Origin of the sequence: Aldersonia kunmingensis (assembly GCF_001646865.1) — a bacterium.
Taxonomy (GTDB): Bacteria; Actinomycetota; Actinomycetes; order Mycobacteriales; family Mycobacteriaceae; genus Aldersonia; species Aldersonia kunmingensis.
The window spans coordinates 1-26486 of the sequence record NZ_LRRB01000035.1; the positions used below are offsets into that span (position 1 = coordinate 1).

Here is a 26486-nt window from a genome sequence, read left to right on the forward strand (position 1 = left end):
GGATCTGCTGGGTGCCTTCGAAGATGTCGAGGATCTTCGAGTCACGGCCCCACTTCTCGAGCAGGGTGCGCTGCGAGTAACCGATCGAGCCGGCGAGTTCGACTGCCTTCAGCGTCACGTCGGTGCCGGTGCGGCCCGCCTTTGCCTTGGACATCGAGGCTTCCAGCGAGTTCGGCTTCTTGTTGTCGGCCATCCATGCCGCGCGCAGGGCGAGCAGGTAGGCGGCCTCCCAATCGGCCTCGAGCCGCAGGAATTCCGCGGCCGCGGCATGCTGGTTGTTCGCCGGAGTGTCGTAGGAGATCTCGACGCCGGCCTCGGTGAGGATGGTGCGGAGTTCCTCGAGCGCCGCGCGAGCGACACCGATCGCCATGCCGGCCACCATCGGTCGGGTGTTGTCGAAGGTCTGCATGACCCCCGCAAAACCCTTCTCGACGTTGACTTCCGGGCTGCCGAGAATGTTGTCCGCCGGAATCCGGCAATCCTGCAGCAGCAGGACCGCGGTGTCGGAGGCCTTGATGCCGAGCTTGTGCTCGAGCCGGGCCACCGACAGGCCGGGAGCGTCGCGCGGGACGACGAACGACTTGATCGCCGCACGGCCCTTCGACCGGTCCACGCTCGCCCACACGACGATGTGCGTCGAGCGCTCACCGGCGGTGACGAAGATCTTCTCGCCGTTGAGGACCCACTCGTCGCCGTCGAGGACGGCGGTGGTGGTGACTGCGGCGGAGTCGGAGCCGAAGCTCGGCTCGGTGATGGCCATCGACGCCCACACCTTGCCGAAGCGGCTGAGCTGTTCGTCGGTGGCGACCGCGGCGATCGCGGCGTTGCCGAGGCCCTGGTAGGGAATCGACAGCATCAGGCCGACGTCACCCCACGACGTCTCGAGCGCATTGAGCATCGCGGACATGTTGCCGCCGTTGGTGTTTCCGAGCAGCTCGGTGGCATGCTCGCCGCCGTTGCGGCTACCCTTGGCGCCGCCGATCTCGGCGGTGCCGGAGTCGGAGAGGCCTTCCACCATGGCAGCCATGGTGTCGAGTTCCACCGGGTACGAGTGCTCGGCAAGGTCGTACTTGCGCGAGATCGGCCGGAAGATCTCCTTGGCGACCTGATGCGCCTGGTTGGAGCTGGCCTTGAGTTTCTTGGGCAGTTCGAGATTGATCATGTCTGTTGTCTCCTAAGAGCGATTCGGCCGGCTGCTAGACGAGGACGATGCCCTCGGCAATGCCGATGGCTCGCAGGTCGCGGTACCACCGCTCGACCGGGTGCTCCTTGGTGAATCCGTGGCCGCCGAGCAGCTGAACGCCATCGAGGCCGATTTGCATGCCTTTGTCGGTCGCCAGCTTCTTGGCCAGTGCGGCCTCGCGAGCGAACGAGAGACCCTGCTCCGCGCGGGACGCGCCGCGCAGCGTGACCAGGCGCAGGCCATCGAGCTCGATCGCCATGTTGGCAACCATGAACGCCACGGCCTGGCGGTGGCTGATCGGCTCGCCGAACGCCTCACGCTCGTTGACGTAGGGGATGACGTAGTCGAGCACGGCCTGACCGGTGCCGGTCGCGAGCGAGGCCCAGCCGAGGCGGGCCAGCCGGACCGCGTCCGCGTAGTCCGCCGCGTGCTGTGCGGCATCACCGTCACCGAGGATCGCGGACGCCGAGATGGCGACATCGTTGAGGATGAGGCGGCCCAGGCCGGCAGCGCGCAGGCCCATGCTCGGATCGGCCTCGATCACAACACCCGTGGTGTCGGACTCGACCACGAAAAGCGCGGGGCGGCCGTCGAGTTCGGCGGCGACGATGAACAGCTCGGCGTCACCGGCGGCAGGAACGAGCGACTTGACGCCGTTGAGGACGTAACCGCTCGGCGACCGGGTCGCCTTGGTCCGCAGCGCGAACGGATCGAACAGCGCGCGCGGCTCGGCCACCACGACTGCCGCGGCCGGAACGTGCTCGCCGGTGAAGGCGGGCAGGTAGGTCTTCTGCTGCTCGTCGGTGCCCCACTGGGTGAGGGCGACCGCGACACCGCTCGGCGCGAGGATCGGCAGTGCCAGGCCCATGTCGCCGTGTGCGAGAGCCTCGGCAACAAGCGAGTTCGTCACCGCGCCACGCTCGGTGGCCGCACCTTCGAGCTCTTCCGGGACGTTGATCATCGTGATGCCGAGCTCGGCCGCACGCTCGAGCAGATCGCGCGGGGCTTTTGCCTCCTCGTCGGCGGCGAACGCGGCCGGACGCAGGATCTCGTCGGAGAAGTCCCGGACGGTCTCGACGATCATCTGCTGCTCGTCGTCGAGGGTCAGGTCGAAGTAGTCCTTGCCCTTGCTGGAGTTGTCGGCAAGGCGCTTGGGCTTGTCGTTGCCCGCGACCCGGTTGAAGGCGCGAGTGGCAGCGCCGAGGGTCTTGAACCCGCTGCGGGTGCCCTCGTAGGCGGCGCGGTTGATCGGCTCGCGCAGGTTGTACTTCTCGGCGAAATCCGAACCCGTAATCCCGGTAAGTACGCGCATCGCCGAGCCCATCCAGTCGCGCTTGGAGTGGGACAGGCCCACAGCGGAGACGTTTCGGGAATCGGACGAGGGCCGCTTCGTTGCGCTGTCCTGCTTGGTCATCTTCACCAGCTTCTCGTTCTCGGTTGGGCTACCTGAGCGTTATCTTACTTCAGAGTAAGGTAGCGAGTCGAGCGTGATGCAACGCACGTGCGGGCGTGCGGAACCGGGGAGTGTTCGGGTGCGTCGAATCAGCGCCCGGAACTGCGACGAAGCCGCCCAGCGGCCGTCAGCGCTGGAGCTGAGCCAGCACCGTGTCGTGCAGCAGTCCGTTCGTGGCCACAGCACTGCCACCGTGTGGACCTGCAGTGCCGTCGAGAGCGGTGAATGTCCCGCCTGCCTCGCGAACAAGGATGTCGAGCGGGGCCAGATCCCACAGTGAGACCTCGGGCTCGGCGGCGATATCGACCGCACCCTCGGCGACGAGGCAGTAGGAGAAGAAGTCGCCGTAACCGCGCAGTCGCCAGACCGCGTCGGTCAGGTCGATGAACGCCGGGCGCAGGCCGCGGTCGTGCCAGCCGGACAGGCTGGAGAAGCTGAGGCTGGCTGCCGCGAGATCGCCGACCGCGGACACCTGGATCCGACGTGCCGCGGATTGGCCCTGCGCGGTGAATGCGCCCTCGCCCTCGGCCGCCCACCAGCGGCGGTGCAGGGCGGGAGCGCTGACGACGCCCACCACCGGGCGGCCATGGTCGAGCAGCGCGATCAGGCTCGCCCAGACAGGTACGCCACGTACGAAGTTCTTGGTGCCGTCGATCGGGTCGATCACCCATTGGCGTCCGGTGAACTCGGCATCACCGCCGAACTCCTCGCCCAGGACGGCGTCGTCCGGTCGCTCGGCGGCGAGCAGATCGCGCAGCGTGCGCTCGACGGCCAGGTCGGCGTCCGACACGGGCGTCAGATCGGGCTTGGCGTCGACGCGAAGATCCAGCGCACCGAACCGCTCGCGGGTGATCGCGTCGGCCGCGTCGGCCAGCCGGAGGGCGAGTTGGAGATCGGAGGAGTCGACTGCCACGCCCCGAACCCTATCGGTCGCTACTACATGCGGTTTCCGGCTAGCCACAGGTTTTCGCACGAGGTGACCTGCCCGGTAGCCTCGACTACGTGCATCCTGACGTCACCTCCGCGCTCGCCGAACTCGATTCCAAGCTCAAGACGGTCGAGTCGGTGCTCGATGTCGAGGAGTTGCGCCGCCGCATCGACGAACTCGAGCACCAGGCCGCCGACCCGGAGCTCTGGAACGACCAGGAGCACGCGCAGCAGGTGACGAGCCAGCTCTCCTACGCACAGGGTGAACTGCGCCGCGTCGAGGAACTGCGCCAGCGGCTCGACGACCTGCCGGTGCTCTACGAGCTCGCGGAGGGAGAGTCCGGCGAGTCTGCGACCGCTGCGAATGCCGAGGCCGATGGTGAGCGCTCGTCGCTGCAGGCCGATATCGAGGCGATGGAGATCCGCACCTATCTGTCGGGCGAGTACGACCCGCGCGACGCCCTCGTGAACATCCGGGCCGGGGCCGGTGGCGTAGACGCCGCCGACTGGGCCGAGATGCTGATGCGCATGTACATCCGCTGGGCGGAGAAGCACGGTTACGGCGTCGAGGTCTACGACACCTCCTACGCCGAAGAAGCCGGCATCAAGAGCACGACGTTCGCGGTCAAGGCGCCGTACTCCTACGGCACGCTGTCGATCGAGCAGGGCACGCACCGCCTGGTCCGCATCAGCCCGTTCGACAACCAGGGCCGCCGCCAGACGTCGTTCGCCGAGGTCGAGGTGCTCCCGGTGGTGGAGACCACCGACCACATCGAGATCCCGGAAGGCGATGTCCGCGTGGACGTGTACCGCTCGTCGGGCCCTGGTGGTCAGAGCGTCAACACCACCGACTCGGCGGTCCGACTGACGCATATCCCGACCGGCATCGTCGTCACCTGCCAGAACGAGAAGTCGCAGCTGCAGAACAAGGTGGCGGCGATGAAGGTTCTGCAGGCCAAGCTGCTCGAGCGCAAACGGCAGGAGGAGAAGGCCGCGATGGAGGAGCTCGGCGCGGGCGGCAACGCCTCGTGGGGAAACCAGATGCGCTCCTATGTGCTGCACCCGTACCAGATGGTCAAGGACCTGCGCACCGAGCACGAGGTCAACAACCCCAGTGCCGTGCTCGACGGTGACATCGACGGGTTCATCGAGTCGGGCATCCGCTGGCGCATGAGCGAACAAGCGCAGGTCTGATGACATCGGTCGCGCTGTTCGAGACCACCGATCTCAGTACCTGGCTCAGCTCGACGTTCCTCGAGATCGTCCTGCTCGTCCTGGGCGGCATCATCCTCGGTCGAGCCGCGGAGTACGTCGGGCGTCTGGTCACGTCACGCATCGACCGTGACTTTCACGACAGCGACGCTCTCGTCCGCAGCGAGGCGGCCAAGCACCGTCACGCGCTGACTCAGGTGCTCACCTGGGTGTTCAAGATCGTCATCTATTTCCTGGTCGCACTGCAGGTGCTCGACCTGATGGGCCTCAACCTGGCCGGGCTCGCGGTACCCGCCTCGGTGATCGGCGCGGGCCTCGGTTTCGGTGCGCAGCGAATCGTCCAGGACATCCTGGCCGGGTTCTTTCTCATCACGGAGCGCCAGTACGGCTACGGCGACACGGTGCGCATTGTGGTCACCAGTGGCGTCGTCGCCGAGGGCACGGTCGAGGACGTGACGCTGCGGATCACCAGAATGCGTTCGTCCGACGGCGAGGTCCTCATCGTGCCGAACGGTCAGATCATCAAGGTGGACAACCTGTCCAAGGACTGGGCGAGGGCGGCGATCGACGTGCCGGTGTCCACAGGTGCGGACATCAACCGCGTGAACGAGATCCTGCACGAGGTCGGCGCCCGTGCATTCCAGGACCGGAAGCTCAGCGCGCTGCTCCTCGACGAGCCGACGGTGATGGGCGTCGAGAGCCTCGAGATGGATCAGGTCAACATCCGGATGGTGGCGCGCACGCTGCCCGGTAAGCAGTTCCAGGTCGGTCGGGCGCTGCGGGAACGCATCGTCACGGCACTGGGCAAAGAGGGCATCGGGCTGGCGGCACCGGTCGCCACCGAGAGTCTCAAGGCGCCGGCTGAGCAGGCGGAGAACGGCGAATGAACGAGTTCCTCGAGGCCCTTCGCAAGCTGCGTGTGCGGCGTTCCACGATCTACCTTTGCGTCGCGTGGGTCGCGATCTTCGTGCTCTATCTCGGCGTGCGACCGGAACCGGTACCGCAGGATCAGACCGCGGTCCCAGCGGTGCCGGTGACTCGAACACCCGCGCCCCAGACAATCGAACCGACCTACGAGCCGACCACGACCACTACGGTCCCGCCGACGAGCACCGCAACCGGGCAGCTGAACCGGAGTTCGCCGCCGACCACGACGACAACGACGCAGGTTATTCCGCTCATCCCGAACGAGCTGATCCCTCCGGGCCTGCTGCCGACACAGCCCACGCCGACCCCGACGGAAACCCCGCGCTGACCGCAACGCGGGCGATCGCGCAGGTCCCGGGCGCGCGTGAAATCCGCCGCTACACTGGCTCCCCGTGATCAGCGTCGAGAATGTCTCCAAGTCCTACAAAACCTCGACGAGACCCGCCCTCGACAAGGTCAACGTCGAGGTCGAAAAGGGTGAGTTCGTCTTCGTCATCGGGCCGTCCGGCTCCGGCAAATCGACCTTCATGCGGTTACTGCTGAAGGAGGAGGCGCCGAGTTCCGGCGATATCCACGTCGCCGGATTCCACGTGAACCGGCTGTCGGCCCGCAAGGTGCCGCAGCTGCGCCAGCGGATGGGTTTCGTCTTCCAGGACTTCCGGCTGCTGCAGCAGAAGTCGGTCGAGCAGAACGTCGCCTTCGCGCTGGAGGTGATCGGCAAGCCGCGGGCCTTCATCAACCGCACCGTGCCCGAAGTCCTCGAACTTGTCGGCCTGGCCGGCAAGGCGGACCGGATGCCCAGCGAGTTGTCCGGTGGTGAGCAGCAGCGCGTGGCGATCGCGCGCGCGTTCGTCAACCGCCCGCTCGTGCTGCTGGCCGACGAGCCGACCGGCAACCTCGACCCGGACACCAGCGGGGACATCATGATGCTGCTCGAGCGCATCAACCGCACGGGCACCACCGTGCTCATGGCGACGCACGACAACACGATCGTCGACGCGATGCGTCGCCGAGTCGTCGAACTCGACTCCGGCCGCATCGTGCGCGACGAGTCCCGCGGCGTTTACGGGGTGGGCCGGTAATGCGCGCTAGCTTCCTCCTCGGCGAGGTCTTCATCGGCCTGCGCCGCAATATCACCATGACGATCGCGATGATCCTCACCACCGCGATCTCGCTCGCGCTCTTCGGCGGCGGAATGCTCGTGGTGCAGATGGCGGACAAGACGCAGTCGATCTTCCTCGACCGCGTCGAGGTGCAGATCTACCTGACCAACGACGTCTCCGACGCCGATCCCGAGTGCAACCAGGACCTGTGCCGAAACATCCGCGCCGACCTCGAGTCGACGCCGGGCGTTGTCGGCGTCGATTACCTGAGCAAGAAGGACGCGCTCGTCGACGCACGGGAGCGCACCTTCAAGAACCAGCCCGAGTACGCGGATCTGATCAGCGACAACGCGCTGCCGGCGTCGATGAAGGTGAAGATGAGCGACCCCGAGCGCTACGGGGTGATCTTCGAGGCGTTCGAGCAACGCCCGGGCGTGGCGAGCATCCTGAACCAGCGAGACCTGGTGGACCGGTTGGTCAGCGTGTTCAACGGGCTGCGCAACGCCGCCTTCGCGCTGGCCATCGTGCAGGCGTTCGCGGCGCTGCTGCTGATCGCCAACATGGTGCAGATCGCGGCATTCACTCGCCGTACCGAGGTGAGCATCATGCGCCTGGTCGGTGCGACGCGGTGGTACACCCAGCTCCCGTTCCTGCTGGAAGCGGTGGTTGCCGCGCTCGCCGGTGCATTGCTGGCGGTCGTCGGGTTGTTCGTCGCGCGCCCGCTCGTCATCGACGGTGTGCTCGGCGACCTCTATGACGTGAACGTGTTCGCGAAGATCACTGCGAGCGACATCCTCACGGTCGCTCCACTGGTCGCGATCGTCGGTGTCGGCTTCGCGGCGGTTACCGCGTACATCACGCTGCGGGTGTACGTGCGGGAATAATCCGCTTGCCCGACAAGTTAGATTTACTTCGGGTTCGGGCTCGCTGTTCCCGTCCCCCGGGTGCGGAGTGAACGGAAGCGTTCACTCCGTTGAACGCAACAAATCTTCCGTTCACAGCCCCTGGGTGGGCGCGGATGCCGCAGTTGGACGAGGCCGAATCGAGTAGGAAAGGGGCGCGCGAGCGTGAAGGAAAAGGGTCGCAAGGTCATCGCGACCAACCGCAAGGCGCGCCACAACTACACCATCCTCGACACCTACGAGGCCGGTATCGCGCTCGTCGGCACCGAGGTCAAGAGCCTGCGCGAGGGCAAGGCCTCGCTGGTCGATGCGTTCGCCACCGTCGATGACGGCGAGGTGTGGCTGCGCGGGCTGCACATCCCCGAGTACGGGCACGGCAGTTGGACCAACCACTCGCCGCGGCGTACCCGCAAGCTGTTGTTGCATCGCCGCGAGATCGAGCACCTCGTCGGCAAGTCGCGTGAGGGCAACCAGACCCTCGTGCCGCTATCGATGTACTTCAGCGACGGCAAGGTGAAGGTCGAACTGGCTCTGGCCAAGGGCAAGCAGGATTACGACAAGCGCCAGGATCTGGCCCGTCGTACGGCCGAGCGCGAGGTCACTCGCGAAATCGGTCGCCGGGTGAAGGGAATGCGCTGACCTCCGTAATGCTCGCTCTTGTTGCCGCAGTTGGATACGGAGTGAGTGATTTCGTGGGTGGCGTCGCGTCCCGCCGGGTCGCGGCGCTGCGCGTCGTCATCGTGTCGTACCCGGTGTCGGTCGCCATCGTGCTCGCGATCGCGCCGCTGTTCGGCGGCTCGTTCGATCCCGCCGCACTGGCCTGGGGTTTCGCCAGCGGCATCGCCGGCGGCCTTGCCGTCTGGTGGTTCTACCTGGCGCTCGCCGAGGGGCCGATGTCGGTCGTGTCACCGCTGACCGCGGTGCTGGTGGCGGGCATTCCGGTGCTGATCGGCCTGTTCATGGGGGAGCGGCCCGGCCCGCTCGCGCTCGCCGGGATCGCCCTCGCGCTGGTCGCGGTGGTGCTGGTCAGCCGGGAGTCGTCCGACGACGCGCTGGCCGACCAGACCGATGGGCACCGGCCGCGGTTCACCCGCCGGGTCGCCATCCTGACCGCCGGCTCGGGTGTCGCGTTCGCGTTTACCTTCGTCTTCCTGCACGAGATCGGCGAAGGAGCCGGGCTGTGGCCGCTGGCCGCGTCGCGTATCTCGGCGACGGCCGTGGTGTGGGGCGTGGCGCTGGCGACCGCGCAATTCGTTGCGCCACGCGGGGCCACGTTGCGGCTCGCGGTCTACATCGCGGTGCTCGATGTGATCGGCAACGCGGCGATGATGTTCGCGTTCCAGGGCTCGATGCTGTCCCTGGTCAGCGTGCTCGGGTCGCTGTACCCGGCGGCCACGGTGCTCCTGGCCATGCTCGCCCTCGATGAGCGCGTGGCCTCGATGCAGAAGGTCGGCATGGCTGTCGCGCTCGGCGCGGTCGGCCTGATCGCCGTCAGTTGACGTCGCGACACCCTGCGGCGAGGTAATTGGGATGATTCTGTCGCCCGACGGAGTTATTATGTGTGGCCCGGCAAAGTGCTGGGGCGTACGGGGCTGAACGGTTTCGACTGCGTACGTTGATTCAGGGGAAGCGTGTCGGTGCAGGCAAGAGACCACCGTAAGCGTCATTGCAACCAATTAAGCGCCGATTCCAATCAGCGCGACTACGCTCTCGCTGCCTAAGTAGCGAAGCGTGTCTGTCAGTCCGATCTCGCCTTCGGGTCGGGTACTGGCATCAGCTAGAAGGCTTTACCGGTCGGCTCGGTCACGGAGTCGGACGGGACATCAAACAGTGACTGGGATCGTCATCCAAGCTTGTTCGCGGGACTTGGAGATCCAAGCAGAGGCATAGCGAACTGCACACGGAGAAGCCCTGGTGACACGGCGGAGGACCCGGGTTCGATTCCCGGCAGCTCCACTCGAGGCCCGGGCCGGAGAGTTATCCGGCCCGGGCTTTCTCGTGTCCGGGGGTGATATCGCGAAATCGCCTCCGACCCGCCGACGCGTCTGTATGAAGAGCCGATGCATACGTGGGGGAATTTGGGACGCATCGGCGCGTTAACCGTGGGCATTGGAATCGCGGTCTGCGGCACCGCATCGGCTGAGCCAAGCGCGAACAATCTCTACACCGGGCAGCCGTCTGTTCCGCATGAGATCGCGGCGGCAGGTGCCGGGGTCCTGAAGGCGATATTGGCGCCGGTCGGCGGCGTCTTGGCGGTAGTCCCGTACAAGATTCCGGTCCTGACCGATGGTGTCGCGTATCCGTTTGTCACACAGGGACTCGATGTCTCGAAGTCGGACTTCGCGGGAATGCCGGTGCTGACGTTCACGCCGCCCAAGCCGAGTGGCAAGGTCGTCGTCGCCATTCACGGCGGTGCGTACGTCGGTGAGGCAACGGTCTTCCACTGGATGACCTACACCGATATCGCTAGGCAGACCGACGCAACGGTCATCGTCCCGGACTACACACTCTCGCCGGTGGGGACGGCCGAAACCGAAGTGCCTCGGATGACCGATTTCCTTGCGCGGACGGTCGCAGAGCATGGTGCCGAAAACGTCAGTGTTGTCGGTGATTCCGCCGGAGGTGGGCTCGCCCTACTGGCGACGCAAGACTTGGTCCGAAGGAATGCGGCGGTGCCGGGACGGCTGGTCCTGCTCGCGCCGTGGCTCGATGTGTCGGTGAGTGACCAACGCGCCGCCGCGATCGACGACCCGCTATTGGATGTCGGCAACGGCGCCAAGGACGGCAAATTGTGGGCCGGACGTCTCGACACCCGCGATGCGCTGGTGAGCCCGTTGTACGGGTCGCTCGACGGCCTTCCACCGACCGCTGTTTACAGCACGTCTCGTGATCTCCTCACCGTGGATACGCTGCGCCTGCGCGATCGTGTTCTGGCCGAGGGCCGTTCGAACTTCACGTTCCGGCTGCGAAATGGCCTCATGCACGACCACGCCATCTACGCGCCGCTTCCCGATGCACAGGCCGATCGGGCGAATTTGTACCACGATCTGGATGTGGGCTGACTATCCCCGGCGAGTTCCGCTATGAATGATGGCAGAACTCGTTTGGCTTACTGGAAGGGATTCAGTTCGTGACCAAGGTTATGCAGGGCATCAGGGTCCTAGAGGTTGCCCAGTTCACGTTCGTGCCCGCTGCGGGGGCGATCCTCGCCGACTGGGGCGCGGACGTCATCAAGGTGGAGCATCCCGTCCGAGGCGATACCCAGCGTGGATTCATCAACATGGGCGGGTTCCAGCTCGACCCCGACCGGCATCCGCTGATCGAGCACCCCAACCGCGGCAAACGCAGCGTCGGGATCGATGTGTCCACCCCCGGCGGCCGGGAGGTGCTCTACGAGATCGCGAAGACCGCGGACGTGTTCCTGACCAACTACCTGCCGGCGCAACGGCAGAAGAACGAGTTCGACGTCGAACACATTCGCGCGGTGAACCCGAACATCATCTACGCCCGCGGCAGCGCGTACGGCGACAAGGGGCCCGAGCGGGATACCGGCGGTTTCGACGGCACCGCATTCTGGACCCGCAGCGGTGTCGGGCACGCCTTCACGCCCGAGGAGCTCGGCGGCGCGCTGTCGCAGGGAATCCCGGCATTCGGAGATTCCATCGGCGGCATGAACATTGCCGGCGGGATCTCGGCGGCGCTGTTCCATCGTGAGCGCACCGGAGAGGCCACCGAAATCGACGTGTCGCTGCTGAGCACGGCGTGGTGGGCGGCAGGCGCGAGCGTGACACAGGGAATGGAAACCGGCGAGACCATGCGCTCGGTGATGCCGGACAGCACGGCATCGGTGAATCCGTTCATGGCCAACTACGAGACCTCCGACGGTGGCGTGATCAACCTGTGCATCGTCAGCCCGACGGGCTACATCCGGGATGCTTTCGAGCACCTCGGATTGCCCGAACTCGCGGACGACCCGCGGTTCTCCGACGTTATGCCGCTGATCGAGAATGCCGAAGCCGGGCGAGCGCTGATCGCCGATGCGATCCGCAAACGGCCATTCGAATACTGGCGTCAGCACCTGAAGTCCATGAAGGGGCAGTGGGCGCCCTTCCAGAGCCTGGTCGATCTCGGCACGGACGAACAGGCCATCGCCAACGACATGATTGTGGAGGTGGAGGCCGGCGACGGAGGCGCGCCGTTCAAAGTGGTGCGCGGCCCGGTGCAGTTCAACCACGAACCGCTCGAAACCACCCGCGCGCCACAGGCTTCCGAGCACACCGAAATGGTTCTGCTGGAGCTCGGAATGGATTGGGACCGCATCATCGCACTAAAGGATGCCGGCGCAATCGCCTGAGCCGTCGGCGACCTCACGCACCGAAAACGCCCGGGCCGGAAGTATCCGGCCCGGGCTTTCGCGCATCGGGAAGCGTGTCAGCTCATCGATCGAGCGGGACCATCGTCGGAAGCTGCGAACCCTCCCGAGGGACGAACTCGCGGTCGAAGTTCACGTACCCCGACTCGACCGACGGCATCGGCAACGAGGGGTCAGGGCAAGGCATTGGCTTGCCGTCGGGGCCCACAGAGTCCTCACCACAGATCTTGCTGGTGAAGTACGAGCGCTTCTGGACATCCTCGGGCCACGGGTCCGAATGCGCGGCGAAGAACTGCACGGGGATGTTGTAGAAGCAGAGGAAGATCGCGCTGCACGCGCCGAAGATCGCAAGGAAGCGGATGAACTGCTGCTTGACGACCCCGCCGCGGATGTTGTCGAGTCCGCGCTCGACGACCGTCCGGCCGCGATCATCGGTGAAGTAGCGCAGGCAGCAGAAGGCAGTCTGGGCGCCGCCCCACATCAGCCCTTCGTAGACGGGCCACTGGTAGTAGGTCCCGGCGTTGATGGACAGCGACTGGATCGAACCGGGGAATGTGTAGAGCCCGATCGGCATGAGGACGAAGCCCTCCATGACGAGATCGAAGAAGAACGCATACACGAAGGTCACGCCGATCAGTTGGAGGTTGCTGATCCCCGGCCAGCGGCCCTTGACCTTGCGCATGAACCAGCATCCGGCGATCGTGCACAGCAGCACGCCAACGGCGTAGCCGGGCGCATTCATGAGCAGTGGTTCGACCACCTGCGCACCCGGCTCATCCGGCGACGACCACCCGGGGATGTACGGGGTCCAGGCGCCCCGGTTCCACATCCAGGTGTTGTAGGTGCACCACGTGTTGAAGAAGTTGAGCAGCGGGTCCTGGAAGAACATCAGACCCATCGAGGCGATGAGCATGCCGTCGAGAGTGATTCGGCGCTCCCGTACCCACGGCCGAACGATGAACCACCAGATGCCGATCGGGAAGATGAGCACGATCCCGGCCGTCCACATGGTGAGGATCGTCTTCATGTACCCCGGCACGGGGGTCGGGCCCGGGTCTACCGAGGTGAAATACGGCCCGGTGACCCAGCGGATCCACACGTACACCTGCAGCGCCAGTACCGCTGCGCCGAAGGCGGCCCAGAGTCCGACGCGCCTACTTGGCGGCTGAACCTGCGCGCCGAGCGTGGCCGCCGCGTCGATTGACTCGGTTGGCGGCGATTTCTTCTTCTGCTCCGACAGGTCGCTCATAGCGCTGTCTCCTTCTTGACGGTGCAGTGCCGGGCTTGTGAGTAGCTCGGCGCATGCGGCACGGATCGACGATGAGATCGGCGACGTACTGGGTCGTATTCGTCTTGCTGGCGAGCGCAAATATACTCGCGGGAATCTGAACATCCAATAGGGATCTGAGATCCTGTGGCAGAATGTCCGGTATGGCTGAGCGCTGGACGAGGGACCGAAGGCTCGAGCGCACCCGTTCGCTGCTCTTGGACGCTGCCGAAGAGGTATTCGCCGAGAAGGGCTTCACGACAGCGACTCTCGATGACATTGCGCATGCCGCCGGGTACACCAAGGGCGCCATCTACAAGCACTTCGCTACGAAGGAAGGTCTCTTCCTCGCCGTCAGCGACCGGTATTGGCGACGCTATTTCGATCACTTCGCCGAGGTGATGTCGGCTGATCAGATCGGCGCGCACGAACTCGATGAGATCGCGGAGCGCTGGCGCGAACTGAGTAGGGAACGGGGCGCCGAGCACGCCGCGCTGGGCCACGAGTTCACGCTCTATCTGCTGCGCAACCCCGACGCGCGAGAGCGGGTGGCGGACAAGCGAAGAGAGGTTGTCCAAGCCCTCAGTGAATTCATCGTCGCGGGCATCGAACGGCTCGGTGGCACGCTACTGATCTCGCCGTTGGCCTTCGCGCATGCGCTCGTGGCAACGAGCGACTCCGTTGTGCTGGCCAGCGAGATCGATGATGACGACCTGTTCCGGCCGATGGTCGAGATGTACGTCTCGATGATCAAACTGCCCTGAGTCAGCCGACCGGTCCAAGCACCCGATCGGTGTAGGCGTTCGAGAACAACCCATTCGGGTCGAGCCGCTTGCGCACGTCGATGAAGCGGTCCCATTCGGGGTAACGCGACCGAAGCGTTTCCGCGGTCTGGAAATGCCGCTTACCCCAGTGCGGGCGCCCGTCGTAGTCCTCGAAAATCTTCTCGACCTCACGGAACAGTGGTTCCCACACCATGCCCGTGTACATATGTACGGCGATGTAGCAGGTGTCGCGGCCGGTCGCGGGGGACAGGAAAGCGTCGTCGCCGGCGACCCACCGGACCTCGATCGGGAACGGTACGTCGAACCCGGCGCGCTCCGTCACTGCCTTCACCCGCCGGATCGCCTCCGCGGCGTGCTCGCGCGGAATCGCGTACTCCATCTCGTTCATCCGCACGTCTCGCTGCGTAGAGAAGATCCGATACGAACGGTCGACCGCGGCGTTGTAGCCACCGACCCGGGCGGCGAACCGATTGAAACCGGGGATCAACGACGGTCGGGCTCTGCCCATCTTGCACAGCGCCTCGAACGTGTAGTTCTGCAACAACCTGCTGTTGATCCAATGCATTGCCGCGGATGTCGGCTTTTCGGGCTTGTCGGTGCGGTTGTTTCGCTTTGTCAACGCGAGCGGGCTGTGCGGGAAGACGTAGAACTCGAAGTGGTCATTGCCGTCGATGTAGCCGTCGAGGTCGGCGAGGATCTCATCGAGGGGAATCGGCCGCTCCACGGCTTCGAGTACGAACGACGGCACCGCCTCGACGGTGATCGCGGTGACGATGCCGAGCGCCCCGATGCTTACTCGCGCCGCGCGCCAGGCATCCGGGTCATTTTCGGCGTTGACCTCAATCGTTGATCCGTCGGCAAGCATCAATTCGATCGAGTGCATCGGAGCCGACAGGTTCATCAGCTTTGCCCCGGTGCCGTGTGTCCCGGTCGCGGTCGCGCCCGCGAGGGACTGCACGTTGATGTCGCCGAGGTTCGGGAAAGCGAATCCGTGCTCGTGCATGCGCTCGCTCGCCTCGGCGAGGGAAATGCCCGCTTGGACTCGAACCAGGCCGCGTTCACTGTCCACGTCGAGAACGCGGTTCAACCGCTCGAGCGACACCAGGGCGCCATCGGTGAGGACGGCATCGGTAAATGAATGCCCAGCTCCGGCGACCCGGACGTGGTGACCGGCCGCTGCTGCTTTTGCCAGTACCGTGCGCAACTCGTCCGTGGATTCCGGCCGAGCCGTCACAGCTGGGCGGCACATCTGATAGCCCGCCCAATTCACCCAAGTACTGGTCATCCGTCCAACTATAGGGGTGTCGAGCGCCACAACGCGATGCCCATCAAGTCCTTTCGGTCAGGCGCTCAGCAATTGCTGGGCGCCGGGATACCGGCAAACCGGTCGCCGAGGTAGCCGACGGCCCGCAAAGAGCCGGGCGCGATCGCGGCGCCGTGGTCCGCGCCGGGGATGATGTCGAGGAGTACCCGGGCACCCGCGGCGCACCAGCGGCCGGTGGGCCGCTGCGGCAACGAGGGCGGCGAGTCGGGCCCACCGTTGCGAATCGATCGATGCGACTTCGGGATCATCGTAATGTGACCTCCGTCATATTTTGTCCCTAGTATGCCCGGCCAATGTCGGTGGTAACCGTTTTCCGCGGTCTGCTCTGTTGTCGTTTCTCCACAACGGCATTCGGCGCGGCATGCTTGACGGATGGCCGTCACGCCGATGTTCCCGCTCGGCTCCGCACTGCTCCCCGGAGAGCGACTACCGCTGCATGTTTTCGAGCCGCGATACCTCGCCCTCGTCGACGAATGCGTCAACCGCCGCGAGCAACCGGAGTTCGGTGTCGTGCTGATCTCGCACGGGCACGAGGTCGGCGGCGGCGATCAACGCACCGATGTCGGCACGCTCGCCCGCATCATCTCGGGCTACGAACTTCCCGGTGGGCGCCGCGCTATCGAATGTGTCGGGACCGAGCGAATCCGGGTCGGCGAGTGGCTGCCCGACGATCCTTACCCACAGGCGCAGGTCGACGTATGGCCCGACGAGCGGGCCGAGCTCGATCCATCGGTGACAGCGGTCGTCGACGGACTGGTCGAGCAACTCCGCACGCTCGCCGCCGAAGCCGCTGAGCGAACCGGCGGATCGGAACCCGGCAATCCGCTGGAACAGCTTCCCGATGACCCCGGTCAACGTGCGTACGCGCTCGCCGCGCGCCTCCCACTCGGGCAGGCCGACCGATATGCCCTGCTCGCGGCACCCGATCCGGCTACGCGCATGTCTCACCTGGCGGAGGCGCTCGAGGATCTCATCGCCGCGGTTCGCTTCCGGTTGACCTAACTGCCGCCTGCGCTCGACCTATTCGCGGCAACCGAGCAGTCGCGGACGTGGTCGAATGAGGTCGGACAGTGCAAACGGCCATCGCCCGTGCGAGCGATCGGCCGTGATCGAAGCGCTCGAAGAGGAGACCGAAGTGGCGCACGACCGAGCCGGCCAGCCCGCCCAGCCGGAGGACTTGGAAGACCTGGCGCACGTGGTGACGGCGTATTACAGCCTGACGCCGGACCCGTCGGTGCCGGAACAGATGGTGGTGTTCGGTACCTCCGGCCACCGTGGTTCGAGTGTGAACCGAGCGTTCAACGAGGCGCATATCCTCGCCACCACCCAAGCGATCGTGGAGTACCGCGCGAGCCAGGGGATTACCGGACCGCTGTTTATCGGCCGCGACACGCATGCGTTGTCCGAGCCGGCATGGGTGAGCGCGCTCGAGGTGCTGATCGCCAACGGTGTCACCACCGCGATCGACGCCCGCGACCGATACACCCCGACGCCGGGTGTCAGCCACGCGATCCTGCGCCACAACCGATCGGAAGGCCCACGCGCCGACGGCATCGTGGTCACTCCGTCGCACAACCCGCCCCGCGACGGTGGCTTCAAATACAACCCGCCGGACGGCGGCCCGGCCGGGGCGGACGCGACCTCAACCATCGCCGCGCGGGCGAACGAGTTGCTGCGCAACGGTCTCGACGGCGTTCGGCGCACGACGCTGGACAAGGCGCTCACGGCAGCTGAGCGCTACGACTTTCTCGACCATTACGTCGCCGACCTGCCCAACGTGGTGAACCTGGACGCGATCAAGGCCGCCGGTGTGCACATCGGCGCCGACCCCCTCGGCGGCGCGAGCGTCGACTATTGGGGCGCGATTGGCGAGCGGTATGGACTGAACCTCGAGGTGGTGAACCCGTTGGTGGACGGCACCTTCCGGTTCATGACCCTCGATACCGACGGCAAGATCCGGATGGACTGCTCGTCTCCCAACGCGATGGCCTCGCTGATCGCCTCCCGTGATCGCTACGACATGGCTACCGGCAACGACGTCGACGCGGACCGCCACGGCATCGTCACACCCGATGGCGGGCTGATGAATCCGAACCACTATCTCGCGGTGGCGATTGACTACCTCGTCGCCAACCGCACGGGCTGGCCGGCCGCGAGCAAGGTCGGCAAGACCGTGGTGAGTTCATCGATGATCGACCGGGTCGTCGCCGGTCTCGGCCGCGAAATCTATGAGGTGCCGGTCGGATTCAAATGGTTCGTGCCCGGTCTCGTCGACGCCGGCCTGGTGTTCGGCGGCGAGGAAAGCGCGGGCGCGTCGTTCCTGCGCCAGGACGGCACCGTGTGGACCACCGACAAGGACGGCATCATCCTGGCGCTACTCGCGTCGGAGATCATCGCCGTCACGGGACAGACGCCGTCGCAGCGCTACGCCGAATTCGAGCGTCGCTACGGCAGTCCCGCCTACGCCCGCATCGATGCCCCGGCAAGCCGCGAGCAGAAGGCGGTGCTGTCGAAGCTGTCGGCAGAGCAGGTTTCGGCGACTTCGCTCGCGGGCGAGCCGATCACCGCTATGGCGACGACCGCGCCGGGCAACGGTGCGGCGCTCGGCGGTTTGAAGGTGAGCACCGAGAACGCCTGGTTCGCAGCGCGCCCGTCCGGTACCGAGGACGTCTACAAGATTTACGCCGAGTCGTTCAAGGGTCCCGAGCACCTCGCCGAAGTGCAGTCCGCGGCACGAGAACTCGTGGGTGAGACGCTCGGAAGCGCCGGTGGCTGAGTCGGTCACGCCGGACGAACGCACGATCGATCACGAACGGCTGCCACCGGAAATCTGGGTTCTGGTCAGCGCCGGCTTCGTCATTGCGCTCGGCTACGGCATAGTCGCGCCGGCGCTGCCGCAGTTCGCGTTGAGTTTCGGCGTCGGCGCCGCCGCGGCGTCGGCGTTGATCAGCACGTTTGCGTTGATGCGACTGCTTTTCGCGCCGGTGTCCGGCCGGCTGGTGCAGCGGTTGGGCGAGCGGCCGGTCTACCTGATCGGACTGGCGATCGTCTCGCTGTCCACCGGCGCTTGCGCCTTCGTGTCCGGGTATTGGCAGCTGATGGTGTTTCGTTCGCTCGGCGGGATCGGCTCGACGATGTTCACGGTGTCGTCGCTGGGTTTGGTCATTCGGATCTCGCCGCCACGAATCCGCGGCCGGGTTTCCGGGCTATACGCAACGAGTTTCCTACTCGGCTCGGTCGGCGGGCCGCTGGTCGGTGGCGCATTGGCCGGTCTCGGCTTGCGAGCGCCGTTCGCGATCTACGCGGTCGCACTGCTGATCGCCGCCGCGGTGGTGTACTTCGCGCTGCGCAACTCGGGGCTCGTCGCCCCCGCCGCCGCTCACGACGTCAAGCCCATGACATTCCGCGACGGTTTGGCGCAGCCCGCATACCGCGCAGCGCTGACGTCGAGCTTCGCCAACGGATGGGCGTTGTTCGGTGTACGGATGGCGATCGTGCCGCTGTTCGTGGTCGAGGTGCTCGACCGCGACACGGCGATTGCGGGCCTGGCCCTCACGGTGTTCGCGCTCGGCAATGCGCTCGTGCTGTTCCCGGCCGGTCGACTCTCCGACCGCTTCGGCCGGCGCGCGTTCGTGGTCGCAGGCACCGCGATCTCCGGCGTGGCCACCGCGGTCGTCGGGTTCAGCGACTCGCTGCCGGTGTTCCTCGTGCTGTGTCTGATCGCCGGTCTCGGCTCGGGCCTGATCAACCCCGCACAGCAGGCCGCGGTCGCCGACATCATCGGCTCACAGGCGCGAGGCGGCCCGGTGCTCGCGGCGTTCCAGATGGCGACCGACGTCGGCACCGTGGTCGGGCCGATCTGCGCGGGGCTGCTCGCGCAGAAGCTCTCGTACTCGGCCGCCTTCGGCCTGACCGGTGTGGTCCTGCTGATTGCCACCGGCGCATGGTTGGCCGTGGCGGACACGCTCGATCGTGCGAAGAAGGATCCAGCCGCCTAGCGACTACCCGGGGATACCGACGCCGATCGCCGATCCGACTGCGTAAGTGGCACCGATCGCGATGGCGCCGAGGATCAGCTGCCGCAGCGCTGCACCCCACCACGACCGCCTGGTGAACCGCGCGGTCAAGGCACCGACCAGCAGCAACCCCGCATATCCGGTGAGCATCCCTGCGAGCAGCGACGAGAACCCGAGCAGGTAGGGGATAAGCGGGATCAGGGCGCCCACCGAGAAGGTCGCGAACGACGACAGCGCTGCGACGTAGGGCGAGGGCAGTGCGTCGGGATCGACGCCGAGTTCCTGCGTGACGTGCACATCGAGCGCGCGTTCGGTATCCGCGCTGACCTCTGTTGCCGCCCGTTCCGCGGTCTCCGGTGACATGCCCATCCGGACGAACTCGGCAGTGAGCTCGGCGGCTTCCGCGCGCGGATTGCGTTGCAGCGCACGGCGCTCCACCTTGACCTCTGCGGCCAACTGCTCATTCTGGGTGGCCACCGACGTATATTCGCCGAGCGCCATCGAGAACGCCCCTGCGACGAGTCCGGCCACGCCGCTGAGTACCACGGTGTGCGCTTCCACCGAGGCCGCGCCGACACCGGCGATCAGCGAGGTGTTGCTGACGAGGCCGTCCATCGCGCCGAACGTGGCCGCTCGCAACCATCCGCCGGACACGTCCGAGTGGCGGTGGTCGTATTCATGCGGCAGCCGCATATCCTCCGGCTGCGCGGCTGACGGCTCGGTCACATCGTCAACCTACGCGGAGTTCGTCGGTACGCTGGGCTGCTGTGTGGATTCGGTTGGTGAGCCTCGTCGCGCGCCTCGGTTTGGCCGGGGTGTGGCTGGTGTCGGGCTGGATGAAAGTCGCGGATCCCACCCAGACCACTGTCGCGGTTGGGGCGTATCAGCTGCTGCCCGACGACTTTGTCGAGCCGGTCGCGAACGCGCTGCCATTCGTGGAGATCGGGGTTGGCCTGTTCCTCCTGATCGGCCTCGGTGTCCGGATCGCGGCCGCGGCATCGGCCGTGCTGCTGCTGGTGCTGATCGGCGCAGTCGCCTCGGCGTGGGCACGCGGGTTGTCGATCGACTGCGGCTGCTTCGGCGGCGGCGGTCACGACGCGAGCGTGAACGGCTGGGACTACGCGCGCGAGATCCTGCGGGACATCGGGTTCCTCGCGCTAGCCGCGTGGTTGACGATCTTCCCGCGCAGCCCATTTGCGATGGGCCCGGGTTCGCGCCCGCTCGAGGCCGAACCCGCGGCAGTTTCCGAAGACTCCTTGGCAAAGTAGCGATCGACAACCGAACCTCCAGCGACAGCAAGGACGCCCGCGTGAGCCAGAAACCGACCCGATCCAAGAATCTGCCCCAGCCGACCTCGAACAGGTCGACGTACATCCTCGGGGCGGCCGCGGTCGTGGTGATCGCCATCATCGTGATTGGCGGGATCATCTGGCAGAGCAACCGCAACGAGACTCGCAACGAGGGCTACGGGTCGGTGCAGAACAGCGACGTGAAGGCGACTGTTGAGAGCAGCGGCGCAATCCTGCTCGGGCTGCCGGATGCGGCCAAGACGATCGACCTCTTCGAAGATCCGATGTGCCCGTACTGCGCCCAGCTCGAGCAGCAGCACGGGCAGGAGATCTCGCAGAAGATCGACGAGGGCGACGTCGCCGTGCGCTATCACCTCATGAACTTCCTGGACCAGCTGTCCGCGAGCGGTGATTACTCGACCCGCGCGGTCGCAGCGAACCTGTGTGTCGCCGAGACGGGGGACGGGCGGGCGTTCTCGGCATTCCACGCCGAGCTGTTCTCGCCCGAGGGGCAGCCGAAGGAGCGGGGTTCGTCCGACCATTCCAATGATGATCTCGCGACCATGGCCAAGGATGCCGACGCCAGCGACGACGCGGTGACATGCATCCGCGACGGCAAGCAGGTATCCGCGGCGAAGTCCGCGGGCGATGCCTCGAAGCAGGCACTGACCGATCTCGGCGGTCGCGGCACCCCGTCGGTGTTCGTCGACGGCACCGCGATCGACACCAACAACTCCGAATGGGTGGCCAACCTGCAGTAGGCCGCTGGACAGGCGATTTGTTGCCTCTAGCTGCGATGGTGTAACTTCGTTCGGGCAGTCAGGGAACACTCTGACCGCAAGGTTCGGGGCTATGGCGCAGCTGGTAGCGCACCACACTGGCAGTGTGGGGGTCAGGGGTTCGAGTCCCCTTAGCTCCACAAAAGAAACCCGTTTCGACCATCGGTCGAAGCGGGTTTCTTGCATTTGCGGGCGGCAAATCAGCTGCGCTGCGCCGCCTCCTGGGCCAGCTGCACTCGCGAACTCAGGCCGAGGTTGGCGTAGATGTGGGTGAGTTGCGCCGGCGCGCTTGCGTTCCCCACGCCCGCGCTGTGCGTGGGCGATCGCCTCTTGGATCGACAGCGCCGATCCCTCGGCCCACGCCGTGTCGAAATCATTGTCGCCCAAGGCTTTGTTGGTCCGATGTACGTACGCGGCCGGCCGCCGCGCACCTCTTGCGGCAATCGCGCACGTCTGGGCCTGCGCGCCCGCACGAAGAGGTGCGCGATCAGCGTTAATCCTTCCGGCGCGCGCTCGCGTCGTGCATCATGTCGCCCATGACAGTTGTTCTGGTGCACGGGAATCCGGAGACCGACGCACTGTGGGACCCACTCGTCGACGCACTCGATCGCGACGATGTGGTGCGATTGTCACCGCCGGGGTTCGGTGCCCCGCTGCCCGAGGGTTTCTCGGCGACCTGCGTCGAATACCGCGACTGGCTCGAGGGTGAGCTGAAAGGTATCGATCAGCCGGTTGACCTGGTCGGACACGACGCGGGCGGTATACACGTCGTGAATGTGGTCATGCACCGCCCTGAGCTGGTGCGCAGCTGGGTCAGCGACGTCGTCGGACTGTTCGACCCCGATTACGAGTGGCACGACATGGCGCTGGTATTCCAGTCGCCCGGTGACGGCGAGCAGCTGGTCGAGACGATGCAGATCCGTACGGCGGAAGAACGGGCCGCCCAGTACGCCACGGTTGGTCTGCCGATTGACATCGGCCGCTCGATGGCTGCAGCAATGGGGCCGGAGATGGCGCGGGCGATCCTGGGTTTCTACCGCTCCGCGCGCCAGCCCGCGATGGCGCAAGCCGGACGTGATCTGGCGAGTGCGGCGGTCCGGCCGGGCCTTTCCGTATTGGCCACCGACGATCCGTTCGTCGGTTCGAATGAAATTCGGCGGCGAGCTGCCGAACGAGCCGGCGCTCGCACCGAAGTCCTCGACGGATTGGGGCATTGGTGGATGGTGCAGGACCCCGTGCGTGGAGCCGCGGTCCTCACGCAATTCTGGAACGGTCTGGACTAAAGCCCGTTCCGGATTATTTCGGTCGGCGTTTTTCGTATCGGAGAGTCGTATCCGTCCGATCGGGTTACGGGAGACTTAGCTCTTGGTCCGGCGCACAGACGATGCGTCGGTTGCTCAGCTGTTGTCGCGCGGCGCGCACCAGAATTCGGCGGGCGCGTTTGTACAGATGGCTATGCTCCGAAATCGGCACGAAGCTGGAAGCGCCGGACTGTCGCAGTAATTCCGCTGCGAGGGCTGATGAAGTCCGCGTTGGGATGACGAGGAGCGCCATCGACGCCAAGTCCGCCGTGATCGACATCAACGGAAGCTCGTCTGGAGCGTTCTCCGAGTCGAGGCCCGGGTAGTGGGCAAGGCTTCGCCAGTTGACGTCAATGCTGGTTATCTGGCCCACACGCCCGTACACGGCTGCCTGCAGGGCGGCGAGTTCGTCCGATATCTGTGACGTGTAGGGCAACCACGCACCGGCGATTGGGGCGCTGAGGTCGGCCCCGAGTCGAAGGCGCGTCGGGCCGAGAATGGGAGACGGCACGCTGCGGCCGCTCACAGATTCGTGCTCGACTGTTGTTCGCGGTGGACGTCGGAGAAGGCGAGATCCGCGATGGCGGTGCCCGCGGTGTCTGCGGTGTCCGCGGTGTCCGCGGTGTCCGCGGTGTCCGCGGTGTCCGCAGTGTCCGCGGCGTCCACGGTGTCTGCGGCGTGCGAGAAGAGGTTGTCGTATTCGGTCACGGCGGTCCGTTCAAGTGGGAGGAGATCAGCGATCGTCGAGGCCACCTTGTTCAGGTCTCGGACGACGATGAGGTAGGAGCCAAGGAGTTCGGCGCGCGAACTGCCCACGCTGTCTCGGGGGAGGGTCGATGACCCGGTGTCCGACATGGACGCGCCTCGATGCTTTCGGTCTGTAGCCCGGCGCCACGGAGTCCGGTCCGAGAAAAGCGCTCTACGAGAGTCACGACCAGCTGTCAGCTATGCATCACGTCGGCAACTCCAGTGTGCCAGAGATTTGGGTCGTCGCTGTCGCTGCGTCGCGACATTGTCGCGTATCCGACCGAGGACCAACGATTCGTGCTGCCGTCGGATAGCTTCGACGCCATGATCGGGGGGCCGACCTTCAACCAGCGCATTCGGCGCACCATGCTGCGGCGCAGCTCGGCAGTAATGGTGTTCATTGCGGTCGCCATGGCCCTGTCGACGGCTGGGGGGCTTGCGGCGCCGGCGACTCCGCCCAGCGCGGAACGGTTGCCGGTCACCTATGACTTCCTCGCCGGGCTCGACACCGAAGCCCGCACTCCAGGCGGTTCGTTACCGGGTACCAACGACTTTGGGTGCAGGCCATCCGCGGACCATCCGCGGCCGGTAGTGCTCCTGCATGGAGGTGGCCTTGGTCGCCAGACCAATTGGGCGACACTGGCACCCGTGTTGGCGAACGAGGGTTATTGCGTGTTTGCGCCGACCTACTGCCCACTGTCGACGGCGTGGCCCGTATCCGCGGCCGGTGGGCTCGGATACAAGCAGGACTGCGCCTGGGAGGTCAAGCTATTCATGGACCGCGTTCTCGACGCCACGGGAGCGCCCCAGGTCGATATCGTCGGCCACTCCTTGGGAACCGAGATCCCCACCTACTGGATGAAATACCTCGGGGGCCGGGGCCTCGTCGCGCATTACGTATCGCTTGCACCGTACTGGCAAACGGAACCGGACTACGACGACGCACGCAGCGAACTGGTGGCGCTGGCCCAGCGTCGACTCGGTATCCCACCGCTGACGCCGCAGTCTTGCGACGGGTGCGACTTCCCGACGCCCGACATCGTCTTCAACAGAGCAGTGCGCGAGCCGACTCCTTACCTGCCCGGCGTCGAGTACACGAACATCACCACCCGCTATGACGAGTTCATAATCCCTTATTCGAATGGCCTGCTGGACGGCCCGCCCGGCACATCGGTCGCCAATATCGTCGTGCAGGACAGTTGTTCGCTCGACAACTCGGACCATGCGTCGATCGTCGCCAACCGTCGGTCCGCCGCCATGGTGCTCAATGCCCTCGACCCGGCGAACGCGCGTCCCGTGCCCTGCCTCTACATCCCGCCCATCACGGGCGCCTGACCGCCGGCGCACAATTTACATATCGTTCGAATGGTATGTATCGTGATTCGATGGCTGAGCGCCGAAGCCAGGCCGAACGTCGGGCAGCAACGAGGTCGCGTGTGCTCGACGCGACGATCGACTGCCTTGTGGAGCGCGGCTACGCGAATACCTCCACGCGCGATATCGCCTCCCGGGCCGGTGTGACGCTCGGCGCCCTGCAGCATCATTTCTCGGGAAAGGCCGATCTGATGGCCGCGGCAGTTCGGACGCTCGCCGACGGAATGGCCGATGAGTTCATGACCGAAGCTCAGAGCGGCGGTACTTCCAGCGAGCGAATCGCCCAACTGCTGGATCGGGTGTGGGCGGCGCATCGCGGACGGCTGTTCACAGCGCTGCTCGAGCTCTGGGTGGCAGCACGTACCGACGCTGCGTTGAGGGCCGCGATGAACGATGTCGCCGCCTCACAGTCCGCGCGTATAGGCGAGGCGATCGTGGGTGCTTTCCCGGACTTCGCCGCCCGACCTGGTTTCGCCGAGGCCGTGATGATCGGCTTGGCGACCTTGCGAGGGTTGGCGATGTCGGACGCGGTCGGCGGACTCGACCCAGACGCCCTATGGATCATCGCAAAGCCGGAACTACTCAAGGGTTTTGACGCCATGTTCGGCGAGGAATTGAAAGAGGCCCCGCTATGACTACCGAAATCACCGCGCAACTTCCCAAGTACAGCAACCCTGGCGGGGTCGTCCCCGAACAGGTCAACATGCGGGAACTGCTGTCCTGCTGGCGGACCCTGATCGAACCGGGGAAGGATCTGGAGAGGCTCTACGAAACTCTGGTCACGATCTCGACACCCTCGATGGCTCGGATGTACTACCGAATGCGGGTACATCCCAACGGGCGCAAAATGTTTGAGACGAAACCCGATATCCTGGCGCTCTTGGACGACGACGACTACCTGGCATCCCTTCCTGCCGGAAGCGTCGGCCACGCATTCCGATCATTCTTGACGACGAATCGACTTGACGCCGGTGTCTACAGCGAGGCCACCATCCGTCCCATTGCCGAGAAGAACAACTGGTCCGAGGACTACTACTACAGCGTGCTACGGGGTACTGCGCTCCATGATGTCCTGCACGCGATCGCCGGATACGGCCCGGACGCGGCCGGTGAAGCACTGGCACTCGGGTTCTTCTGCGGACAGACCGAGCCAGCCGGTCCGATTCGATTGGCGGGCCTCATTCTGACCATCATCACGCCCGGCGCATCGATGCGCCACAAACTGCGCTGCTACCAGGAAGCCACCGAGCGCGGCAGGCGTGCCGACAACATCTTCGTTGCGCCCTGGGAAGCACTGCTGAACCGACCCCTCGATGAGGTCCGAGGCCTCCTCGGCGTGTCTCCCAAGTCCGCCGCCCACCCGAAAGGCACCTGGTACACAGGCTGGATGCCGAGCGGTATGACTACGCCGACGTTCTGGGATTACGACGAAATAGCGGCAAAGGCTTAGAACTCGCGCAAGCCGTGTTTGGCCGTCGTCAGTGGGTGGCGCGCCACTGACTGGGACTCTCGCCGAAGCGCGTTC

The 26486-nt window shown here is 65.6% G+C and carries 28 protein-coding genes, 1 tRNA gene, 1 other RNA gene and 1 pseudogene; 21 read left to right on the forward strand and 10 right to left on the reverse strand.

Annotated features, from left to right (window positions below; all coding sequences use genetic code 11):
* The 3 genes from A8G08_RS03015 to hisN all read right to left on the reverse strand — a co-directional run.
* Positions 1 to 1162 (reverse strand): acyl-CoA dehydrogenase family protein (locus tag A8G08_RS03015; protein ID WP_068269949.1); only part of this gene is annotated, 1162 nt, incomplete at its 3' end.
* A gap of 34 nt (positions 1163 to 1196) precedes the next feature.
* A complete protein-coding gene (locus tag A8G08_RS03020; protein ID WP_068269952.1) occupies positions 1197 to 2603 on the reverse strand; it encodes an acyl-CoA dehydrogenase family protein in 1407 nt (468 codons plus the stop codon).
* A gap of 160 nt (positions 2604 to 2763) precedes the next feature.
* Entirely contained in the window at positions 2764 to 3549 is a 786-nt protein-coding gene (hisN, locus tag A8G08_RS03025; RefSeq protein ID WP_068269955.1) for a histidinol-phosphatase, read from the reverse strand.
* A gap of 89 nt (positions 3550 to 3638) precedes the next feature.
* Here hisN and prfB point away from each other — a divergent pair, with 89 nt between their 5' ends.
* The 10 genes from prfB (at position 3639) to A8G08_RS03075 (ending at position 12061) form a co-directional block, all read left to right on the forward strand.
* Entirely contained in the window at positions 3639 to 4757 is a 1119-nt protein-coding gene (gene prfB, locus A8G08_RS03030; RefSeq protein WP_068269959.1) for a peptide chain release factor 2, read from the forward strand.
* The gene (locus A8G08_RS03035; protein ID WP_068269962.1) at positions 4757 to 5662 is read left to right on the forward strand and encodes a mechanosensitive ion channel family protein; all 906 of its coding nucleotides are present in this window, start codon (positions 4757 to 4759) and stop codon (positions 5660 to 5662) included. The genes prfB and A8G08_RS03035 overlap by 1 nt, the downstream gene beginning before the upstream one ends.
* Positions 5659 to 6030 carry an Rv3103c transmembrane domain-containing protein gene (locus tag A8G08_RS03040; protein ID WP_068269964.1) on the forward strand — a complete coding sequence of 124 codons (372 nt, stop codon included), beginning with the start codon at positions 5659 to 5661 and terminating at the stop codon, positions 6028 to 6030. Before A8G08_RS03035 ends, A8G08_RS03040 begins: the two co-directional genes overlap by 4 nt.
* 64 nt (positions 6031 to 6094) lie before the next feature.
* Entirely contained in the window at positions 6095 to 6784 is a 690-nt protein-coding gene (gene ftsE / locus A8G08_RS03045) for a cell division ATP-binding protein FtsE (RefSeq protein WP_068269967.1), read from the forward strand.
* Positions 6784 to 7689: a permease-like cell division protein FtsX gene (gene ftsX / locus A8G08_RS03050; RefSeq protein ID WP_068269970.1), complete on the forward strand. Its 906-nt coding sequence runs from the start codon at positions 6784 to 6786 to the stop codon at positions 7687 to 7689. The genes ftsE and ftsX overlap by 1 nt, the downstream gene beginning before the upstream one ends.
* Positions 7690 to 7872: 183 nt before the next feature.
* Positions 7873 to 8346, forward strand: coding sequence for an SsrA-binding protein SmpB (gene smpB, locus A8G08_RS03055; RefSeq protein ID WP_068269974.1), 474 nt, complete (start codon positions 7873 to 7875; stop codon positions 8344 to 8346).
* On the forward strand, positions 8343 to 9206 hold the full coding sequence (locus A8G08_RS03060; protein ID WP_483757005.1) for an EamA family transporter: 864 nt from the start codon (positions 8343 to 8345) through the stop codon (positions 9204 to 9206). Before smpB ends, A8G08_RS03060 begins: the two co-directional genes overlap by 4 nt.
* 89 nt (positions 9207 to 9295) lie before the next feature.
* Positions 9296 to 9666: a transfer-messenger RNA gene (ssrA, locus tag A8G08_RS03065) on the forward strand.
* 143 nt (positions 9667 to 9809) lie between these two features.
* Positions 9810 to 10769, forward strand: coding sequence for an alpha/beta hydrolase (locus A8G08_RS03070; protein ID WP_068269980.1), 960 nt, complete (start codon positions 9810 to 9812; stop codon positions 10767 to 10769).
* Positions 10770 to 10849: 80 nt separating this feature from the next.
* A complete protein-coding gene (locus A8G08_RS03075) occupies positions 10850 to 12061 on the forward strand; it encodes a CaiB/BaiF CoA transferase family protein (RefSeq protein WP_068269983.1) in 1212 nt (403 codons plus the stop codon).
* 82 nt (positions 12062 to 12143) lie between these two features.
* Here A8G08_RS03075 and A8G08_RS03080 read toward each other — a convergent pair whose 3' ends face one another.
* On the reverse strand, positions 12144 to 13328 hold the full coding sequence (locus A8G08_RS03080) for a spirocyclase AveC family protein (protein WP_068269986.1): 1185 nt from the start codon (positions 13326 to 13328) through the stop codon (positions 12144 to 12146).
* Positions 13329 to 13510: 182 nt separating this feature from the next.
* On the opposite strand from A8G08_RS03080, the gene A8G08_RS03085 reads away from it, so the two are divergent.
* Positions 13511 to 14110 carry a TetR/AcrR family transcriptional regulator gene (locus tag A8G08_RS03085; protein ID WP_068269990.1) on the forward strand — a complete coding sequence of 200 codons (600 nt, stop codon included), beginning with the start codon at positions 13511 to 13513 and terminating at the stop codon, positions 14108 to 14110.
* A 1-nt stretch (position 14111) separates the two neighbouring features.
* Here A8G08_RS03085 and A8G08_RS03090 read toward each other — a convergent pair whose 3' ends face one another.
* A complete protein-coding gene (locus A8G08_RS03090) occupies positions 14112 to 15416 on the reverse strand; it encodes a D-arabinono-1,4-lactone oxidase (RefSeq protein WP_068269993.1) in 1305 nt (434 codons plus the stop codon).
* 65 nt (positions 15417 to 15481) lie between these two features.
* Positions 15482 to 15703 (reverse strand): hypothetical protein, encoded by a 222-nt coding sequence (locus A8G08_RS27890; protein ID WP_068269996.1) that lies wholly within the window; start codon positions 15701 to 15703, stop codon positions 15482 to 15484.
* Between the two features lie 124 nt (positions 15704 to 15827).
* Here A8G08_RS27890 and A8G08_RS03100 point away from each other — a divergent pair, with 124 nt between their 5' ends.
* The 3 genes from A8G08_RS03100 to A8G08_RS03110 all read left to right on the forward strand — a co-directional run bounded on the left by A8G08_RS03100 (position 15828) and on the right by A8G08_RS03110 (position 19453).
* Positions 15828 to 16457: an LON peptidase substrate-binding domain-containing protein gene (locus tag A8G08_RS03100; RefSeq protein ID WP_068269999.1), complete on the forward strand. Its 630-nt coding sequence runs from the start codon at positions 15828 to 15830 to the stop codon at positions 16455 to 16457.
* Between the two features lie 133 nt (positions 16458 to 16590).
* Complete coding sequence (gene pgm, locus A8G08_RS03105; RefSeq protein WP_068270021.1) at positions 16591 to 18231, forward strand: phosphoglucomutase (alpha-D-glucose-1,6-bisphosphate-dependent); 1641 nt, start codon at positions 16591 to 16593, stop codon at positions 18229 to 18231.
* A complete protein-coding gene (locus A8G08_RS03110) occupies positions 18224 to 19453 on the forward strand; it encodes an MFS transporter (protein WP_068270002.1) in 1230 nt (409 codons plus the stop codon). The genes pgm and A8G08_RS03110 overlap by 8 nt, the downstream gene beginning before the upstream one ends.
* 3 nt (positions 19454 to 19456) lie before the next feature.
* Here A8G08_RS03110 and A8G08_RS03115 read toward each other — a convergent pair whose 3' ends face one another.
* A complete protein-coding gene (locus A8G08_RS03115; RefSeq protein WP_068270024.1) occupies positions 19457 to 20164 on the reverse strand; it encodes a VIT1/CCC1 transporter family protein in 708 nt (235 codons plus the stop codon).
* Positions 20165 to 20238: 74 nt separating this feature from the next.
* Between A8G08_RS03115 and A8G08_RS03120 the strand changes: the two genes are divergently transcribed.
* The 3 genes from A8G08_RS03120 to A8G08_RS03130 all read left to right on the forward strand — a co-directional run bounded on the left by A8G08_RS03120 (position 20239) and on the right by A8G08_RS03130 (position 21679).
* Entirely contained in the window at positions 20239 to 20739 is a 501-nt protein-coding gene (locus tag A8G08_RS03120) for a MauE/DoxX family redox-associated membrane protein (protein ID WP_068270005.1), read from the forward strand.
* A 41-nt stretch (positions 20740 to 20780) separates the two neighbouring features.
* Positions 20781 to 21521, forward strand: coding sequence for a DsbA family protein (locus A8G08_RS03125; RefSeq protein ID WP_068270008.1), 741 nt, complete (start codon positions 20781 to 20783; stop codon positions 21519 to 21521).
* An 85-nt stretch (positions 21522 to 21606) separates the two neighbouring features.
* Positions 21607 to 21679, forward strand: a tRNA-Ala gene (locus A8G08_RS03130).
* Positions 21680 to 21739: 60 nt separating this feature from the next.
* On the opposite strand, the pseudogene A8G08_RS26500 reads toward A8G08_RS03130, so the two are convergent.
* Positions 21740 to 21932: pseudogene (locus A8G08_RS26500) on the reverse strand (hypothetical protein); the annotation flags it as partial.
* A gap of 143 nt (positions 21933 to 22075) precedes the next feature.
* On the opposite strand from A8G08_RS26500, the gene A8G08_RS03135 reads away from it, so the two are divergent.
* Positions 22076 to 22822 carry an alpha/beta fold hydrolase gene (locus A8G08_RS03135; RefSeq protein WP_068270011.1) on the forward strand — a complete coding sequence of 249 codons (747 nt, stop codon included), beginning with the start codon at positions 22076 to 22078 and terminating at the stop codon, positions 22820 to 22822.
* A gap of 64 nt (positions 22823 to 22886) precedes the next feature.
* Here A8G08_RS03135 and A8G08_RS27745 read toward each other — a convergent pair whose 3' ends face one another.
* Both A8G08_RS27745 and A8G08_RS03145 read right to left on the reverse strand, forming a co-directional pair.
* Positions 22887 to 23366, reverse strand: coding sequence for a DUF5994 family protein (locus tag A8G08_RS27745; protein ID WP_068270015.1), 480 nt, complete (start codon positions 23364 to 23366; stop codon positions 22887 to 22889).
* A complete protein-coding gene (locus tag A8G08_RS03145; protein WP_068270018.1) occupies positions 23363 to 23656 on the reverse strand; it encodes a hypothetical protein in 294 nt (97 codons plus the stop codon). The genes A8G08_RS27745 and A8G08_RS03145 overlap by 4 nt, the downstream gene beginning before the upstream one ends.
* A 297-nt stretch (positions 23657 to 23953) precedes the next feature.
* Here A8G08_RS03145 and A8G08_RS03150 point away from each other — a divergent pair, with 297 nt between their 5' ends.
* Genes A8G08_RS03150 through A8G08_RS03160 form a run of 3 tightly spaced genes read left to right on the forward strand, consistent with a single transcriptional unit; the run spans position 23954 to position 26411 of the window.
* On the forward strand, positions 23954 to 24922 hold the full coding sequence (locus tag A8G08_RS03150) for an esterase/lipase family protein (protein WP_068270029.1): 969 nt from the start codon (positions 23954 to 23956) through the stop codon (positions 24920 to 24922).
* Positions 24923 to 24972: 50 nt separating this feature from the next.
* The gene (locus A8G08_RS03155) at positions 24973 to 25596 is read left to right on the forward strand and encodes a TetR/AcrR family transcriptional regulator (RefSeq protein WP_068270032.1); all 624 of its coding nucleotides are present in this window, start codon (positions 24973 to 24975) and stop codon (positions 25594 to 25596) included.
* On the forward strand, positions 25593 to 26411 hold the full coding sequence (locus A8G08_RS03160; protein WP_084435903.1) for a Coq4 family protein: 819 nt from the start codon (positions 25593 to 25595) through the stop codon (positions 26409 to 26411). The genes A8G08_RS03155 and A8G08_RS03160 overlap by 4 nt, the downstream gene beginning before the upstream one ends.
* The last annotated feature ends 75 nt before the right edge of the window (positions 26412 to 26486 follow it).